19 protein-coding genes are annotated in these 17353 nt (G+C 40.7%); 7 read left to right on the top strand and 12 right to left on the bottom strand.

Annotated features, from left to right (window positions below; all coding sequences use genetic code 11):
* Positions 1-39 precede the first annotated feature (39 nt).
* The 3 genes from CKV81_RS07150 to scpA all read left to right on the top strand — a co-directional run bounded on the left by CKV81_RS07150 (position 40) and on the right by scpA (position 3013).
* Positions 40-321: a hypothetical protein gene (locus CKV81_RS07150; protein ID WP_095071875.1), complete on the top strand. Its 282-nt coding sequence runs from the start codon at positions 40-42 to the stop codon at positions 319-321.
* A 137-nt stretch (positions 322-458) separates the two neighbouring features.
* Positions 459-755, top strand: a complete 297-nt coding sequence (locus tag CKV81_RS07145; protein ID WP_157727387.1) for a hypothetical protein — start codon at positions 459-461, stop codon at positions 753-755.
* Between the two features lie 140 nt (positions 756-895).
* Positions 896-3013, top strand: a complete 2118-nt coding sequence (scpA, locus tag CKV81_RS07140) for a methylmalonyl-CoA mutase (protein ID WP_095071871.1) — start codon at positions 896-898, stop codon at positions 3011-3013.
* 81 nt (positions 3014-3094) lie between these two features.
* On the opposite strand, the gene CKV81_RS07135 is transcribed toward scpA, so the two are convergent.
* Both CKV81_RS07135 and CKV81_RS07130 read right to left on the bottom strand, forming a co-directional pair.
* On the bottom strand, positions 3095-4420 hold the full coding sequence (locus tag CKV81_RS07135) for an alkaline phosphatase D family protein (RefSeq protein WP_095071869.1): 1326 nt from the start codon (positions 4418-4420) through the stop codon (positions 3095-3097).
* 96 nt (positions 4421-4516) lie between these two features.
* Positions 4517-4792 (bottom strand): cytochrome C, encoded by a 276-nt coding sequence (locus CKV81_RS07130; protein ID WP_095071867.1) that lies wholly within the window; start codon positions 4790-4792, stop codon positions 4517-4519.
* 67 nt (positions 4793-4859) lie between these two features.
* On the opposite strand from CKV81_RS07130, the gene CKV81_RS07125 reads away from it, so the two are divergent.
* Both CKV81_RS07125 and meaB read left to right on the top strand, forming a co-directional pair.
* Complete coding sequence (locus CKV81_RS07125; protein ID WP_095071865.1) at positions 4860-5852, top strand: enolase C-terminal domain-like protein; 993 nt, start codon at positions 4860-4862, stop codon at positions 5850-5852.
* A gap of 18 nt (positions 5853-5870) precedes the next feature.
* The gene (meaB, locus tag CKV81_RS07120; RefSeq protein WP_095071863.1) at positions 5871-6854 is read left to right on the top strand and encodes a methylmalonyl Co-A mutase-associated GTPase MeaB; all 984 of its coding nucleotides are present in this window, start codon (positions 5871-5873) and stop codon (positions 6852-6854) included.
* Here the strand turns inward: meaB and CKV81_RS07115 are convergent.
* Both CKV81_RS07115 and CKV81_RS07110 read right to left on the bottom strand, forming a co-directional pair.
* A complete protein-coding gene (locus tag CKV81_RS07115; RefSeq protein ID WP_258453851.1) occupies positions 6851-7201 on the bottom strand; it encodes a DUF4251 domain-containing protein in 351 nt (116 codons plus the stop codon). The genes meaB and CKV81_RS07115 overlap by 4 nt on opposite strands.
* A 151-nt stretch (positions 7202-7352) precedes the next feature.
* A complete protein-coding gene (locus CKV81_RS07110; protein WP_095071859.1) occupies positions 7353-7877 on the bottom strand; it encodes a DUF4251 domain-containing protein in 525 nt (174 codons plus the stop codon).
* Positions 7878-7996: 119 nt separating this feature from the next.
* On the opposite strand from CKV81_RS07110, the gene CKV81_RS07105 reads away from it, so the two are divergent.
* Positions 7997-8806, top strand: coding sequence for a M48 family metallopeptidase (locus tag CKV81_RS07105; RefSeq protein WP_095071856.1), 810 nt, complete (start codon positions 7997-7999; stop codon positions 8804-8806).
* Positions 8807-8893: 87 nt separating this feature from the next.
* On the top strand, positions 8894-9217 hold the full coding sequence (locus CKV81_RS07100) for a DUF1049 domain-containing protein (protein ID WP_095071854.1): 324 nt from the start codon (positions 8894-8896) through the stop codon (positions 9215-9217).
* A 33-nt stretch (positions 9218-9250) separates the two neighbouring features.
* On the opposite strand, the gene CKV81_RS07095 is transcribed toward CKV81_RS07100, so the two are convergent.
* The 8 genes from CKV81_RS07095 to CKV81_RS07060 all read right to left on the bottom strand — a co-directional run bounded on the left by CKV81_RS07095 (position 9251) and on the right by CKV81_RS07060 (position 17063).
* Positions 9251-9877 (bottom strand): outer membrane beta-barrel protein, encoded by a 627-nt coding sequence (locus tag CKV81_RS07095; protein ID WP_095071852.1) that lies wholly within the window; start codon positions 9875-9877, stop codon positions 9251-9253.
* A complete protein-coding gene (locus CKV81_RS07090; protein ID WP_095071850.1) occupies positions 9861-10679 on the bottom strand; it encodes an ABC transporter ATP-binding protein in 819 nt (272 codons plus the stop codon). Before CKV81_RS07090 ends, CKV81_RS07095 begins: the two co-directional genes overlap by 17 nt.
* The gene (locus CKV81_RS07085) at positions 10679-11431 is read right to left on the bottom strand and encodes an MlaE family ABC transporter permease (protein ID WP_095071848.1); all 753 of its coding nucleotides are present in this window, start codon (positions 11429-11431) and stop codon (positions 10679-10681) included. The genes CKV81_RS07090 and CKV81_RS07085 overlap by 1 nt, the downstream gene beginning before the upstream one ends.
* Positions 11432-11468: 37 nt before the next feature.
* Entirely contained in the window at positions 11469-12833 is a 1365-nt protein-coding gene (locus CKV81_RS07080; RefSeq protein WP_095071846.1) for an exopolysaccharide biosynthesis polyprenyl glycosylphosphotransferase, read from the bottom strand.
* A 9-nt stretch (positions 12834-12842) separates the two neighbouring features.
* Positions 12843-13475, bottom strand: coding sequence for a 7-carboxy-7-deazaguanine synthase QueE (locus CKV81_RS07075; RefSeq protein WP_095071844.1), 633 nt, complete (start codon positions 13473-13475; stop codon positions 12843-12845).
* On the bottom strand, positions 13475-14359 hold the full coding sequence (gene folD, locus CKV81_RS07070; protein ID WP_095071842.1) for a bifunctional methylenetetrahydrofolate dehydrogenase/methenyltetrahydrofolate cyclohydrolase FolD: 885 nt from the start codon (positions 14357-14359) through the stop codon (positions 13475-13477). Before folD ends, CKV81_RS07075 begins: the two co-directional genes overlap by 1 nt.
* Positions 14360-14399: 40 nt before the next feature.
* The gene (gene pgi / locus CKV81_RS07065; protein WP_095071840.1) at positions 14400-16040 is read right to left on the bottom strand and encodes a glucose-6-phosphate isomerase; all 1641 of its coding nucleotides are present in this window, start codon (positions 16038-16040) and stop codon (positions 14400-14402) included.
* A 135-nt stretch (positions 16041-16175) separates the two neighbouring features.
* Positions 16176-17063 carry a DUF4349 domain-containing protein gene (locus CKV81_RS07060; RefSeq protein ID WP_095071838.1) on the bottom strand — a complete coding sequence of 296 codons (888 nt, stop codon included), beginning with the start codon at positions 17061-17063 and terminating at the stop codon, positions 16176-16178.
* Positions 17064-17353 lie beyond the last annotated feature (290 nt).

Here is a 17353-nt window from a genome sequence, read left to right as displayed (position 1 = left end):
TATTTGTCACGAACATTTTAATCACTTAATTTTATTTTTATGAAAAAATCAATTTTAATCATCGGTGCAGTAGCCGCTGTTTCACTGGTGTCTTGCAAGAAAGCAGAAACAACGGAAATGGAAAATGTAGATTCTACGGCAACTGCGGTAGTGGTGGACAATGATTCCGTTCCAATTACCAACAACCCAACGGTAGATTCAGTGGATGATGCTGCTGAAGGAGCCCTGGATAACGCAGGAGATGCAGTAAAAGAAGGTGCTGGCGAAGTAAAGGACGCAGCAAAAGACGCGACCGACGGCGACGGGAACGTGAGAAAATAATTTCTGAAGAACATTTTGATCGGACATCCTTTCGGGGATGTTTTTTTTTAATTATTATTCTGAAATTTTTAAAGAAAAAACTGGAAATCTTGTTATATTTAAAACAATTATTTTTGATGTACCATAAAAAGATTGTTATGAAAAATTTGATTTTTAGTGCAGTTCTGCTTGCTTCATTTTCCTTGATCTCGTGTGAGAAAAAGACAACCACCACGGTAAACGAAGACGGCGGAACGACAACAGTGGAAAGAGTGGGCCTGGATAATGAACAGATTGACTCAACCGCCCAAAACGTAAAGGAAGGCGTACAGAATGCAGCCGAAAAAACGGGTGAAGCCCTGGAAGATGCAGGTGAAAAATTGAAAGAAGGCGCCAGGAAAACAGAGCACGATATCCGGGAAGCCACAGACGGCGACGGAAATCCCAAAAAATAAATACTCCTTAAAATAATATTTTCGGAATTAAAATTACCTCGGAGCACGTTCTTTGAGGTTTTGGTATATATCAAATCACTCAAAATTTAAATCTAAAAACCTAAAAATTCGTAACTTTACTTCTTACAAACTGAAGAAGAATGCGCCAAAAGATTCAAAATCAAAATCCTGATTTTTCCGTAATTTTTGAAGATAAACTTCCCTATTTTTTTGAAAAAGACGGGATGAATATGAAATCTGCGTACACTGCAGCCGACATTAATAAAGAAATTTCTGCTTCAAGCGCTGGAATTGCACCTTATCTTCGCGGTCCGTATTCCACGATGTATGTGCAGAAACCTTGGACCATCCGTCAGTACGCAGGTTTCTCAACGGCGGAAGAATCCAATGCCTTTTACAGGAGAAATCTTGCGGCGGGACAGAAGGGGCTTTCCGTGGCGTTTGATTTGGCAACGCACCGCGGTTACGATTCGGATCATCCGCGCGTAGTCGGTGATGTCGGAAAAGCCGGCGTGGCGATTGATTCTGTGGAAGATATGAAAATCCTTTTCGATCAGATTCCACTGGATGAAATCTCGGTTTCAATGACGATGAATGGTGCAGTTTTGCCAATTTTATCATTCTACATCGTGGCTGCGGAAGAGCAGGGCGTTTCCCAGGATAAACTTTCCGGAACGATTCAGAATGATATTCTGAAAGAGTTCATGGTGCGCAATACCTACATTTATCCTCCGACACCTTCAATGAAAATCATTGCCGATATCTTCGAATATACTTCTCAGAACATTCCAAAATTCAATTCGATTTCCATTTCGGGATATCATATGCAGGAAGCCGGAGCAACGCCGGTTCTTGAAATGGCCTATACGCTTGCCGATGGTCTGGAGTACGTTCGCACCGGCATAAAAGCAGGAATGAATGTGGATGATTTTGCGCCGAGACTGTCTTTTTTCTGGGCCATCGGAATGAACCATTTTATGGAAATCGCTAAGATGCGTGCAGCGAGATATATTTGGGCGAAACTTTTGAAACAGTTCAATCCACAGAATCCAAAATCGCTGGCTCTAAGAACACATTCGCAGACTTCCGGCTGGTCTTTAACCGAACAGGAACCTTTCAACAATATTACGAGAACCGCGATTGAGGCGCTTTCTTCTGCATTAGGCGGAACCCAATCTTTGCATACGAATGCCCTGGACGAGGCGATCGCCTTACCTACCGACTATTCGGCGAAAATTGCTAGAAATACGCAGATTATCCTGCAGCAGGAAAGCGGCATCTGCGATGTGGTAGATCCTATGGGAGGGAGTCATTTGGTGGAAACTCTGACGCAGCAAATGATTGATGAAGCCATGAAATACATCGATGAGGTAGAAAAAGAAGGCGGAATGACAAAAGCGATTGAAGCCGGGATTCCAAAGATGAGAATCGAAGAAGCTGCCGCCAGAAAGCAGGCAAAAATCGACAGTGGCGAGGAATTCATCATTGGAGTGAATTCTTTTAAATCAACATTAAAACAACCGGACATCGAAATCCTGGACATCGACAATACAGAAGTCCGCAGAAAACAGATCGAAAGGCTCAACAAAATAAAATCCGAACGCGATCCGTTAAAAGTTTCTGAAATTTTAGAACAAATAAGAAAATCTGCAAAATCGGGAGAAGGAAACCTTCTTGCTCTTTGCATTGAAGCTGCCCGCAGAAGAGTCACTCTAGGTGAGATGAGCGATGCGATGGAGGAAAGTTTCGGGCGTTATAAAGCCAATATCAGAACCATACAGGGAGTTTATGCTATGAATGCCAATAAGAATGAATATTTTGAAAAAGCCATCGCTTTAACTCAGAAATTTGAGGAAAACGAGGGCCGCCGCCCGAGAATTATGGTTGCAAAAATGGGGCAGGACGGTCACGACCGTGGCGCAAAAGTTGTAGCCACCGCTTTTGCAGATATGGGATTCGATGTGGATGTGGCGCCATTGTTCCAAACTCCGGAAGAAGTTGCAAAACAGGCGGTTGAGAACGATATTCATATTTTGGGTGTATCGTCTTTGGCCGCCGGACATAAAACGCTCGTTCCACAGGTAGTGGAAGAATTGAAGAAACTTGGCTCTGATGATATTACGATCGTTGTAGGCGGAGTGATACCGCAGCAGGATTATGAATTTCTTTATGCAAACGGCGCAGATTTCATTTTCGGGCCGGGAACCAATCTGCCGAAATCAGCATGCGAGGTCTTAGAAAGATTTTTAACTGCTTAAATTCATTCACCCAACCTTATAAAAAAGAGGAATTTCCAATCGAGATTCCTCTTCGTTTATTTAAATCAAAAAGCTTGATATTTACTGCAGTTCCTTCAGTGTAATTACTTTATTCCAAAGCGTTTTCCCGTCTTTATCAAACAATTCAAGTTTCAGCGCCCTGTTGTCTTTGTTTCCAAAGAATTTCAGTAACCCGAAGTTATGCTGCATAAATAGGCTGCCTTCCACACGGTTTTCATTGGTTTCTTTCAGTGCACTGGTTGCCACACCGGAAGTGAGCGGGGAAACCGTCCAGTCATAAAGTGTATATTTTCCAGGCCTTTTCAATCCGGAAAGTTCAGAAAAGTGGCGGTCTCCGCTTAAAAAGACCACACCTTTCACATTATTTTTCTCCAATTCATCCAAAATATATTGCCTTTCTTCATGATATGTGGCATAATTCTCAAATTTCGCAGCTGAATTGAGGAACTGGCCGCCAATCACTACAATTTTAAATGGGAATTTAGAAGTGGTGACCGCATCAATAAACCATTCCAGCTGTTCTTTTCCGAGAACGGTTCGCTCACCGGTTTTCCTGTCATTAGGGGATTTGTGAAAGCGGTTGTCCAGAAGGAAAAATTCTGCATCGCCCCAGTTAAAGGTTGAGAAGTTTCCGTTATTCTGCTCGGGATTATTGCCGTAAGATTTATTTGCCCAGAAATCTTTAAAAGCCTCTAGAGTCTGGTGTTTGAAGTAGTAACTCCTGTCAGCGTCATTGGGCCCAAAATCGTGGTCGTCCCAAATGGCAAAATTTTGTGAGTTTGCCATAAGCGGCTGCAGTTCCTTTTGCTGCCTGGTCATCGTGTAGCGGTGATAAATTCCGGTTTTGCTGTCCCAATCGGCTTCGCGAAGATAAATATTGTCGCCGCCCCATAGCATGATGTCCGGTTTCTTGTTTCCGATGCTGGTGAAAATTTCAAAATTACCGCCGTAGGGCGTTCCCGGCCGGTCCACTTCCGGCTCATTCATATAAGCACAACTTCCAAGTGCCACGGTGAATTCAGGAGCGTCTTCGCGCCACTGCCACAGTTTTTTTGCAGTGAAAGATGTTTCGTAATTAAATTTTAATGGTTGATTGTTGATTAAAACTTTGTAATTGTATTTTTTTCCGGGACGGATCTTCTCAAGGATTAAATGAGCGGTGTAAGCATTGTCTTTCACCGTCGAAACTTCATTGCTGATGAACGTTTCAGAAGGGTTTTCCGGAGAGGAATATTCCACTTTTACTTTCGCCGGCGCTTTAGTCTGTACCCAGATTTTTGCTTCAGTCATTTCAACATACCCAAGCATCGGGCCGGATTGCAGAAGGTTTTGCTGTGAAAAGGTGGAAGTAAACGCTAAAAGAAAGAGGATTTTTAAAAGTTTCATCTGGATAAAATTTTAATTTCAAATTTACCCATAAAAACTGAAGATTCCGTTAATTTCACATTAAAAAAAACTTCCTGAAACCGGAAGTTTTTTATCTTAATTATTTGCGGTTACATAATCGTAAACCATCGTGCCCTGAGCATCTGTAAGCTTTGCCTTAGGCGCCATTGCGTTCACGATTCCGGTCCACTGTGCATCGGTGTGCGACTTCGGATTTGGAAGGTCGTGGCACTTTCCGCAGGAATTTTCGAAGATTACCTTTCCCTGTGCGATTGATTCGGCTTTTGTAATTTTTCCGTCTGCGATGCCTTTCTGCGTACACGATACCGCCAATGCGGATCCCGCGATTGCCATAACTAATAATTTTTTCATAGACTAAATTTTAAGTGATTAAATTTAGCTAAATTTATTAATTATTCTTCAGGCCAAAAATTTTGATATGAAAATTGAATGGAAAAGGACAAGGCTAAAATTAAAGGAAACATTTTCAATATCTTACGGAAGTTATGATTTCCGTGATGCGCTCCTGGTTTCGCTTTCAGAAGACGGAAAAACCGGTTATGGCGAATGCGTTGCCATCAATTATTACGGCATCAATCTCGATAAATTTGATGAAATACTTAGGGAAATTCAACATTTAATCGAAGCCCATGACATCGTTCATCCTAAAGTTTTTTTTGAATTTTTAAAAAGTTTAAACCTTCATTCTTTTCTTCTCTCCGCTCTTGATTGTGCCTACTGGGATCTGTACGGAAAACTTACGGACAGAACTTTCAGCGACCTTAATGATTTGAGTAACAATTATTTGCCGGAATCATCATACACGATAAGCATTGCCGGTATTGATGAGCAAATCAAGAAAATTCAAAAGTCAGAATGGAATAAATTGAAAGTGAAATGTAAAGGGCTCAACCGTGAAAATATCTATAAACTTTTAGATACAGGAAAAGGAATTTCCCTCGATTCAAATACGAGTTTCTCTGATGAAGACTGCGAATTCCTGCAGGAAAACGAATTTTCAAAAAACTTTCTTTATGTGGAGCAGCCACGACCTGTGGGCGAGTATTTTGTTTTGAACAAATCAAAAAATGTCAACTGGATGGCTGATGAAGATTGCCAGGACATCACTTATCTGGAAAAACTGCAGCCCCATTATTCATCCATTAACATAAAACTGATGAAATGCGGTGGTTTAACGCCAGCTTTGGAACTAATTTCGGAAGCAAAAAAGTTCGGTTACAAGGTGATGATTGGCTGTATGACGGAGTCCTCCGTGGGAATTTCTGCAGGTATCGCCATCAGCGGCTTGTGCGATTTTGCGGATTTGGATGGCGCCAGTTTAATTTCAAACGATTTTGCGAAAGGAAGTTTTGTTGAAGGCGGTAAACTCATCCTTTCAGAAGAGCCCGGTCTCGGAATTTCTTTGCTTTAAATTCGTAATTTTGAACTGATGAATATTTCCACAGAAACTCTTATTGAAGGTATAAAATCGGGAGACAAGCGTCTCATCGGTAAAGCGATTACTTTGGTGGAAAGCAAAAAGGCCGAACACCGCGAGCGTGCGGAAATATTACTGAAGGAAATAATGCCCTTCACCGGAAAATCTATCCGTATTGGCATTACCGGCGTTCCGGGCGCAGGAAAATCTACTTTTATCGAAAATTTCGGTAGGCTGGCGATCAAAAAGGGAAAAAAAGTTGCAGTTTTGGCTATCGATCCCAGTTCGACACTAAACAAAGGCTCAATTCTCGGCGATAAAACAAGAATGGAAGAATTGGCAAAAGAGGACAGCGCATTCATAAGGCCTTCCCCAAGCTCCGGCTTCTTGGGTGGCGTTGCGAACACGACTTTTGAGACGATGCTGATCTGTGAAGCTGCGGGTTATGATTATATTTTAATAGAAACGGTGGGCGTGGGACAGAGTGAGGTTTTGGTTTCGGATATTACCGATGTATTTCTCTTTTTGAAAATTATTGGCGGTGGCGATGAGCTGCAGGGAATCAAACGCGGGATTATGGAGATGGTGGATTTGATTTTCATTAATAAAGTTGATGAAGCCAACAGCAATAAAGCCAAATCGACCAAGCAGGAACTTTTGCGCGCACTATTTTTTATGCCTGAAAAAGAAAAAGGCTGGAAAACCCCCGTTCTTTTAGGTTCAGCATTAAATAATCAAGGTTTGGAAGAGGTTTTTGAGAAAATCCAGGATTTCATTGCATTAAAAATCAAGAATAATTCTTTCTCAAGAATCCGTGAGCAGCAGGCCGAAAAGCGGTTCGAATATTGGGTACAGCAATTGATTCTTCAAAAAACCAGGCAGGAGTCTGCAATGGAAAATTCGTACGAAAGACATAAAAAAAATGCTTCTGAACTGAAATCAAATCCAAGTACAGAAGCAAAATTGTTTGTGGAAAAATTATTTAAAAGAGGCTAATTTTCAATAAATCCGTTATATCCTGCAGGAGACCGCCTGCTTGAATTTACTGTTATGAACGCCGTACCAGATTTATTAACCTCAATAATCATTTCCTGAACACCAGTTGTGTTTTCTGGTATTACAGTTACCGTCCAGTTACCGTTAGAGTCGACTTTAGAATCGTAACTATACTTTGATCTGAATTTAAAATCAGCGTTAGTGGCATCTGTTAGCTGTGCATCTCCGAAGTAAGGGAGGTAAACATCTATAAAATCCGGTGTCAATTTTATATACTGAGCTTTCGGATCATCGAAGGTTCTTACAGACTGCGTATTCTTCATCACATTCGTTTGGGCGGGCTTCACTTGATTTACGTAAACTGTAAAATTTTTCGACCATATTACATCTCTCAACAGTTCGGGTGCTATTGCGGCAAATTGAGATGTTGAAGCGGCACCTCAGGAAAATAGTAAAAATAATGTAGCTGCAAAGAATAATTTCAGTAATTTCATAGGATTAATTTTTGTTTTGTTCAATGTTTCCGTCATAAGATATTGGTTGCCTGTCATTGGCATCCACCGAAACATAAGCCCTTCCGTTCGGAAATATTTCCATAATTATTCTCCTGATATGGCTCACATCTGATGGAATAACGGTGAAAACTGTAGAATTTTTCCTTCCTTCTGTTTTTATGACTTTATAGTTCTTACTGGTAAACCTCAAACTCTCTTTATCTCTGTCCATACTTGGACTGTAGGCTCTGCCGAAATATGGAAGGGTTGACACTAATTCATTTTTTTTGATCACAATTCCGTAACCATAATCCAAATTCAGCATTCGCGAGGATGAAGAGGTAGGAAGAGAGTTCATCACATTGATAACATCGTAATTTGAAGGATGAGCACTCTTAGCCATAAAAGTGAACTCCTCATTTTTGACCAAGTTTTCTACAGTTTTAGAATCCAGGTAATGTTGAGATCCACATGCGTTGAATAACAGTAATACTGAAAAACTGAGTAATAATATGATGTACTTTTTCATCGTTTCAAGAATTTTTGAATTTATTGCAATATTTATGCTAACATGTAGTGTAAAGTTACAATTTTTTACATTTGGAATAGAAATTGTTTTTACGCAAGAAATTTCAAATATTTCATACTATGAAAATTAAGAACTTATTAAGTATTGGTGCAGTATCAGTTGCTCTTGTGGCATGTACAACCAACCCAATTACGGGCAGAAAATCTGTACAGCTGGCAAACGATCAGCAAATTGCTACCATGGCGGCAGAACAGTATCAGCAGGTTTTAAATCAGGCAAAAGTTATCAGGGGAACCACGGCTGCGAACCAAGTTAAGACTGTAGGTGTAAGGCTGCAGAATGCTGCCAGAAACTACTACCGTCAATTAGGCAGGGAAGGTGATTTAGCAGAATTCAATTGGGAATATAATTTACTGGATGATAAGGCAGCGAACGCATGGTGTATGCCGGGCGGTAAGGTTGCGGTTTACACAGGTCTTTTACCGATTTCTCAAAATGAAAATGGACTGGCAGTAGTTTTAGGTCACGAAATTTCGCACGCTTTGGCCGGTCACGGAAATGAGAGGATTTCTCAGGCTATGATCGCGCAGTATGGCGGAGCAATTTTGGGAAGTACAATTTCCAGTGGGCAATGGGCACAAATTTTCTCTCAGGTTTACCCGGTAGGGGCGCAAGTTGCATTGCTGAAATATGGCAGAAATCAAGAACTTGAGGCTGACCAAATGGGATTATATTTAATGGGCATGGCCGGTTATGACCCAAGAGGGGCACAACCGTTCTGGCACAGAATGGAATCGATGTCTACCAGCCAAAACAGACCACCGGAATTTCTTTCCACTCACCCAAGCCCGGACAACAGAAGACAGCAGATTGAAGTTCATTTACCGAAGGCTTTAGAATATTATAAAGCTGCCGGAGGTAAAGTGTAACACCTAAATCTTTAACATACCAACCTTTCCTTATTTTTTAATAAATTTGGGAAGGTTTCTTTTTTAGAATTTAAAATAAATCAAACTATGAAAAGCGTAACTTTTATCGGTATTGTAATGCTTATTCTTGCAGCGTTACTTTTCTATCTTACCACCGATTTTGCTGTGGAGCAGATTAAACTTTCGCATATTATGGGCATTATGGCGGGAGTTGGCCTAGGGCTGATACTTGGAAGTATGGTTGGTTATGTAAGCAAAGGCAGCGCAATAAAAGCTGAGCAAAAAAGAAGGGAATTTAAACAGTTGCAGAAAGAAAAAGAAGAACTGGAAAGACAGGCCGCTGAACTTGCCCGTCAGAATGAAGCTGCTGCAAAGGCGCTTCCTAAAAATGACAATACCCAGAATTATTAGTTCCGGGTATTTTTTAATTAATTCAAATTATTTTTAAAATTCGTAACCTAAACCTAAGATCAGTAAACCTGGCCTGTTGTCATATTTTACTGTGTAGGTTTCGCCCATTACATTTTTGTTGATGAAGTCTCTCTGATCCTTTGTGAAAGCTCCTTCATAACGGGCGTTTATGATAAGCTGCTTTAGCTTCGCCTGCGCTCCGAACTGGTAACCGAGGGTGAAGTCATTCTTAGCATTCTCCTTGAAACCATTGTACTGATTGTCTGCGCTTAGGTTATAACTCGCCACCGGCCCGACAAATATTCCCAAAGTTTCACCAAGCACATTTTTACCTACCAAAACGGGCATATCTACACGGTTGCTTTTTGCCTCAATTTTTGTGTTTGTGGTTGGATCCGTAAATTCATTTTTAAAAGTTGTGTAATAAAGTTCGGGCATTAGGAAGAACGAAGTTGGCAAATCAACTTTTACCGATATACCGAGGTTATATCCTACGCTGTTTTTTCCTTTCTGGTCATAAGTGTTCTGCCCGCTGGCTTTAATGTCCTTCCATGAAGGTGAAGATGACGGAAACAGCATATTTGCCCTGCCCGAAACTGAAACCTGTGCTGCTAAAATTCCCGCGATGCCGATTGCAGCGGTACTAAATATCTTTTTCATTTTGATCTTGTTTAGTAATAATATTTTCGATTGATGTCTTGTCTGTTTGCAAAAAGTATTCCCTTAACTCTTTGAACAGTTCGGAAGAATAAACGAAATCTATCAGGTTTTTATTGCGGGCGGTGATCACCTTGTCCTTGTCGCCTTCCCATTCCAGCAGTCCGTTTCTAAGATAGATGATTTTTTCACCAATCGTCATCACCGAATTCATATCGTGGGTATTGATAATCGTGGTGGTGTTGTATTCCTTGGTGATTTCCAGGATCAGGTCATCAATAACGTTGGAAGTATATGGATCGAGCCCGGAGTTCGGTTCATCACAAAAAAGATATTTCGGATTATTTACAATAGCCCGAGCAATGGCAACACGCTTTTGCATACCACCGGAAATTTCTGAAGGATATTTTTTGCCTGCTTTTTCCAGGTGCACACGGCCCATTACTTCCATAGCCCGCCTTTTTTTCTCCCTGAAAGTTAAATTGGTAAACATATCAAGGGGAAATGTTATATTTTCTTCAACAGTCAGCGAGTCGAAAAGGGCACTTCCCTGGAATACGGTTCCGATTTCTGAACGAAGCGTTTGTTTCTCGTCGCGGCCCATTTTCATAATATCCCTGCCGTCAAAAAGAATAGTTCCGCTGGTAGGTTCGTGTACGTTGAGCAATGATTTCAGGAATACGGTCTTACCCGAACCGCTCTGCCCGATGATGAGGTTCACCTTTCCGGTATCGAATGTGGTGGTGATGCCCTTTAGGACTTCTACATTGTCAAAGCTTTTTTTCAGATCTTTTACCTCTATCATCAGCTTAAAATCATTTGAGTTAAAATTAATTCTGAAATAATAATAAATACCATCGTCCAAACTACGGCTTGCGTACTTGCACGTCCCACTTCGAGAGATCCGCCTTTCACGTTATAGCCAAAATACGATGGAACTGTAGCGATAATGAAGGCAAAAACAATCGTTTTCACAAAAGCATAGGTGAAGAAAAGCGTTGGCATATACATCTGAACACCGGTTATGTAATCTGCAGAGGTCCAGTTTCCTGTAATTTCACCGGCTAAGTATCCTCCGAAAATCCCAACGACAATACTCAAAGCAATAAGCAAAGGATTGAAAATCACGCAGGCTAAAATTTTAGGCAAAATCAAAAAATTGGAAGAGTTTACGCCCATAATGTCCAGTGCGTCAATCTGTTCAGAAACCCTCATTGTTCCGATACTGGATGCAATGTATGAACCTACTTTACCTGCAAGGATCAAACTGATAATGGTTGGAGCAAATTCCAGGACCAAAACCGCTTTTGTTGCATAACCCACGAAAGTTGTAGGGATCGGGAAACTTGAGGCGCTGAAGTTATTATACATCTGAATTGCAACTACCGCCCCCACGAAAACAGAAGTAAAGACAACAAGCCCGAACGAATTCACCCCCAGGTCATTGATTTCCCGCATAAACAGTTTCCAGAACACATTGGCTTTTTGCGGACTTCTGATGGCTTTTCCCATGAGGATAAAATATTCGCCTAAAGCCGTAAGAAACTTTCTTATCATACTGCGAAAATAGTATTATTATTTCAATTATTTTTTATCAGTGGGCATTTTTATCGCCTTCAACAAGCAGGACAAGGGTTTTAAAAATGATAACCAAATCCAGCATGAAACTCCAGTTTTTCACGTAAAATGAATCCGCAAGTACCCGCCTTTTCATCTCCAAATCCATATTGCCTTTGTCACCACGAAGCCCGTTAACTTGCGCCAAACCGGTAATTCCAGGCTTCACAAGGCTTCGTAGGGCATACCGCCTTATTTTTGGTTTATACAAATTATCTACCAAAATCATATGCGGCCGCGGCCCAACCACAGACATGTCGCCTAATAACACATTAAAAAACTGCGGCATTTCATCCAAACTGGTTTTTCGGAGGATTTTTCCAATTTTGGTAATTCGCCTGTCATTCTTTGCAGTAGTTTTGGTAGCAGAATCACCATTCACATACATTGTTCTGAATTTGAAGCAGTTAAAAACTCTGTCATGGAAGCCATATCTTTTCTGAATGAAAAATACCGGGCCTTTACTGTCGCTCTTTATAAGCAGGGCTAAGATCGGAAACAACCAAATTCCAACGCCCGCTAAAACCAAGACTGAGAATATAATGTCAAAAATCCGCTTTAAAACTGAATTTGTATAAGATTCTAAGGGAAATTTGATTGGCAAAAGAATCGGTTGCGACTGGATGTAGCTTAAATTATAGGAGAAAAACTCATTTTGGATGCTGTTCGGGATTAAGGATATTTTTACTTTATGAGCTTCAGCTTCTTCAAAGATTTTTGTTTCTAAATTGCTGGGCAGGTGATTTTGGGATGAGATAAAAATTGTGTGGATTCCGTTTTTAATCCAAAACTCTTTTAATTCGTCAACATCAATTTTATCAAGCTGATAATCAAAAATTTTGTATCCGTAATCTTTACGTTCCGAAATGATTGCTTTTAAAACGTCCACCGATGAGTCCTGGCTCAGGAACATGATATTCCTTACATTTAAACCTTTAGAGCGGATGTATTTTAAGAAGAAAAAAATCAGTGATTTTAGAAAAAGCAGCAGGAAGAACAGGATTGCCACGATAATAGACCTTTCTTCTTTCAGAACATCGTTTTCCAAAATTCGTGAGAATAATAGAAAAACCGCTGAGAAGATAAATATTTGTGCAAAAACCTTTTGGAGATAAGTGGTATAGGTGGTGTTTCTCGGCACATAATATATTTGAGTTTTACTGCTCAGGAGCAACCAAAAGACAACCAGAAGAAAAACCGAAATCAGATTTTTTTCCTGATTTACCAAATCTAATACCGGATTTTTCCGGAGGTAAAAAAACAGCAAAACTGCAGCCACAACCGCGATGTCTAAAAGAATCACGGCAGTTTTAAAATACCGGGAGTACCGCAGTTTTTGCATGGATTAGATTTACGGAATATTCAAATATTTATGGGTTTGCACAGATGCCTGCCATTTCGGGTTGGCAAGAATGAAATCGGTGATTTTGGGGTACATCGCATCACGTTTGCTCCATTCGCTTTGGAGGTAAAGTTTACAGTTTTCAGACACCTTTGCGGCCTGTTCTTCCGCAAACTGGAAATCGTGGTTATTGAAAATAATCACCTTCAGTTCCTGCGCTTTTGAATAAATTTCATCTAAAGGCAGTCCGGTTTTTTTGGGGGAAAGCGTAATCCAGTCCAACTGGCCGCTCATGGGGTATGCTCCGGAAGTTTCGATATGAATTTGGCAGCCCAGTTCCTTTAATTTTGAGGTTAAAACATCCAGATTCCACATTAGCGGTTCGCCGCCGGTCAGCACGATGGTTTTGCAGTAGCTTGCTGCAGTTTCTGCAACCTCTTCCACATCCATCAGCGGGTGCAGGTCCGGGTTCCAGCTTTCTTTCACATCACACCAGTGGCAGCCCACATCGCAGCCGCCAAGCCTTATGAAGTAGGCGGCTTTTCCGGTATGGGCACCTTCTCCCTGTATGGTATAAAAATGCTCCATCACCGGGAGTATTTTTCCTTCTTTTAATAAAATATCCTGTTCTTCTTTTGTCATTAATCTTTATAAATGGTATGTTTATAAGCCAGCAGCGTGTTTTTCATCAGCATGGCTCGCGTCATTGGGCCTACACCTCCAGGTACCGGCGTGATCCAGCTTGCTTTTTCGGCGCAGCTGTCGAAATCTACGTCGCCTGCAAGATGGTAGCCCTTTTCTGAATCATCATCAATTCTTGTTATTCCCACATCGATCACTACTGCACCTTCTTTAATCATATCCCCTTTCAGGAAATGAGGGTCTCCCAAAGCGGTGATCACGATGTCAGCAGCTTTTGTAAACTCTTCAATATGAGGTGTATAGCTATGTGTTAAAGTTACGGTTGAATTTCCCGGGAAATCTTTCCTGCCCATCAAAATACTCATCGGCCTGCCTACGATACGGCTTCTGCCAATGATTACGCAGTGTTTTCCTTTGGTTTCAAGATTATATCTTTCCAAAAGAGTTAAGATTCCAAAAGGAGTTGCCGGGAGGAATGTGCTCATCTCCAGTGCCATACGTCCGAAGTTTTCAGGATGAAAGCCATCCACGTCCTTATGCGGGTTTATTGCCATAATTACCTTTTCCTGATCCATCTGTTTTGGTAAAGGCAACTGCACGATGAAGCCGTCAATTTCCGGATCATCATTCAGCTCGGCAATTTTTTCTAAAAGTTCAGCTTCGGAAACCGTACTTGGCATCTTGATCAGTGACGATTTGAAACCAACTTCAGCACAGTCTTTCACTTTGCTGTTCACATAAGCTTTGCTGGCGCCGTTGTTTCCTACAAGGATTGCAGCAAGATGTGGCACCCTTTTTCCGGAGGCGATGATTTTGTCTACATCAGCTTTGATTTCATTTTTAATGTCCTGTGAAACTTTCAGTCCGTCTAGAATTTGAGCCATTTTATTTTCTTTTTTTACTTAATCAGATTATACGTTAAAATTACTTATGTTTTTTGAAATAATTGATCAAACCGTTGGTCGAACTGTCGTGCGTGGAAATTTTATCATCCGAAACCAGTTCTGGAAGAATTTTTCCTGCCAAGACTTTCCCCAGCTCCACACCAAACTGGTCGAAACTGAAAATGTTCCAAATGACACCCTGAACAAATATTTTATGCTCATAAAGTGCGATCAGCTGTCCTAATGAGAATGGGGTTAATTCATTGAATAAGAACGAATTGGTCGGTGTATTTCCGTGGAAGACTTTAAAATTTAAAAGCCGTTCTGTTTCTTCTTCAGATTTTCCTGAAGCTTTTAATTCTGCTTCGGCTTCATCTTCAGTTTTTCCGAAAGCCAAGGCTTCTGTCTGTGCGAAGAAATTTGCCAACAGTTTCTCCTGATGATCAGAAACCTGGTTGCAGGATTTTACATAGGCAATGAAATCTGCCGGAATAAGCTCCGTTCCCTGATGTATCAGCTGATAAAAAGCGTGCTGACCGTTAGTTCCTGGCTCCCCCCAGATAATAGGCCCGGTTTCATACTGTACAAATTCACCGTTTCGGTCCACGCATTTTCCATTACTTTCCATGTCACCTTGTTGCAGATAAGCCGCGAAACGGTCAAGATATTGAGAATACGGCAAAATAGCGTAAGTCGGCGAACCGCAGAAATTACGGTACCAGATTCCTAAAAGCCCCATCAAAACAGGAATGTTTTCAGCAAAATCCGCATCTTGGAAATGTTGGTCGGTATCAAAAGCGCCCTTCAGTAAATTTTCAAAGTTTTCGTAGCCAACCGCAAGAACGATACTTAAACCAATCGCACTCCAAAGAGAATATCTTCCACCAACCCAATCCCAGAATTCGAAGATGTTCTCTTCTGCAATTCCGAAGGTTTTAACTGCTTCAATATTAGTTGATAAAGCCACAAAATGCTTTGCTACGTCCTCCTGCTTTCCGGCCTTCAAAAACCAGTCTTTCGCAGAATGTGCGTTGGTCATCGTTTCCTGAGTGGTGAATGTTTTCGAAGCCACAATAAACAGCGTAGTTTCCGGATTTAAGTTTTTCAACACTTCGGCGATGTGGTTTCCGTCCACGTTTGAGACAAAATGAACATTCAGTCTCGTTTTATAATGTTTCAGCGCCGAGACAACCATCACCGGACCGAGGTCTGAGCCGCCGATTCCGATGTTTACGACATCCGTAATTTCTTTTCCAGAAAACCCTTTGTGTTCGCCTGAAATCACTTTTTCGGAGAATGATCTCATCTGCTCCAGAACTTTCTTAATTCCCGGTTTGATGTTTTCGCCGTCAACCAGTATTTCTTTATCCGAAAAATCCCTCAAAGCCGTATGCAGAACTGCTCTTCCTTCGGTTTCATTAATTTTCTCTCCGGAAAACATGGCGGAAATTGCTTCCTTCAACTGGCATTCTTCTGCCAGGTTTATGAGAAGTTCCTTTGTTCTCCCGTCAATTAAATTTTTGGAGTAATCGAAAAGGAAATTCTCTCTTTTTATGGAGAATTCGTCGAAACGGTTCGGATTGTACTGAAATAGTGTGCGTAGGTCAAAATCATTTTTTTCGAAATGGGCATAAAGCTCGCCCCACGCCTTGGTTTGTTCCGGATTTATTTTTGGTAGCATAAATGATTTGAAATTTGAGATTTGAATTTGAGATTGTGAGCATCCTCAATCTTAAATTTTGGCAAATTTACGCAAAATAAAAACCTCCGAAAATCTCGAAGGTTGTCTTTTTATTAAATGTAAGATTATTCATTTTCAGGTTTCTGAAAGACCACTTTTTTTTCTTCTTAAAAAGTAAACCATAAAACCCAGAATTAGCATCAAAGGCCAAATTGTAATTAAGCCCACCAGTAATCTCTGAATGATATAAAATCCTTCCACAAAAGCATTTTTAGCATCGTAAAAGAAAGTGAATTTATATTTATTATCGATGTTTTTGGTATTGGTTACCAGGATTTCGGCTACACGTATTTTGGGTTCTTTGATGTAAATGTCTACGGTACTGTAATTCAGGTCATCAGCAAGGGTGATGTCTGCAATTTGCTGCTGGTTGTGTTGTTCCAGGTTATTTTCGGTGCGGTCTACTTTGTCGCCGCTGTTTTTCATTTTGCCGATAACCTCACCGGTTTTTTCGAGTTTTTGTTTCTCCAGTTGCGCAATTTTCGCATTGTTGGTAACATCTTCCGCCAGAATTGTTCTGGAATTCAGAAACATTTTTTTATCATTAATGCGCGTTAGGAAATCGCCCAGTTTTTCACTCGGAACACGGGCCTGGATCCTGTTTTCGGTTTGATATTTTTTCACCAAAGTTGCTTCGGAATCTGATGTTTCAAAAGTATCTTCCGAAATCACATTGCTGTTAAGTCTGCTCACGGTCACAAATCCGCCCAATTCTTTCAATTGTTTCTCAATAAAAATTGTGGCCTCGTAAACATCTTTAACTTCCATATTAATGTCGGCAGTTTTTACAAATTTCCGGTCAGCAACCTGTTGAGTGGCGGCCATAGAAACACTGTCAGAAACTACGGCGTAATCAGCAGTTGAGGTTTGAACTGCATTCGCAGCAACTTCACCTTTTTTACATGAAAAAACTGCAGAAAGAAGAATGGCGGAAGCGGCCAGCTTTAAATGAATTGATTTCATAACGGTAAATTTTAGGGGTTTTATTGAGTCAAAGTTCCGCTTGAAATTCCTGTAATGCTTGTAAAAGGATTTTTTAGTTCTTGTAAAGTTTATTTGCAATACAAGTTCCTGATTGTCTTTATTTTGTAAAAAAGAATTGACCTGAATTCACGAGTAGATCTAAATGTTTTACCCGTTTGATAGCAATGTCAGAATGAAAATTACGGTTTTAAGATATTATGTTTTTGAATTTTTGGCTAAAACAATGATTTCCACTTCGGGAGCAGCGAAATCTTCGGATATTTTAATTT

Source organism: Chryseobacterium taklimakanense, assembly GCF_900187185.1.
GTDB classification, from domain to species: Bacteria; Bacteroidota; Bacteroidia; order Flavobacteriales; family Weeksellaceae; genus Planobacterium; species Planobacterium taklimakanense.
Note: the sequence above shows the minus strand (reverse complement) of the source record. Positions and strands in the feature narration are given on the sequence as shown.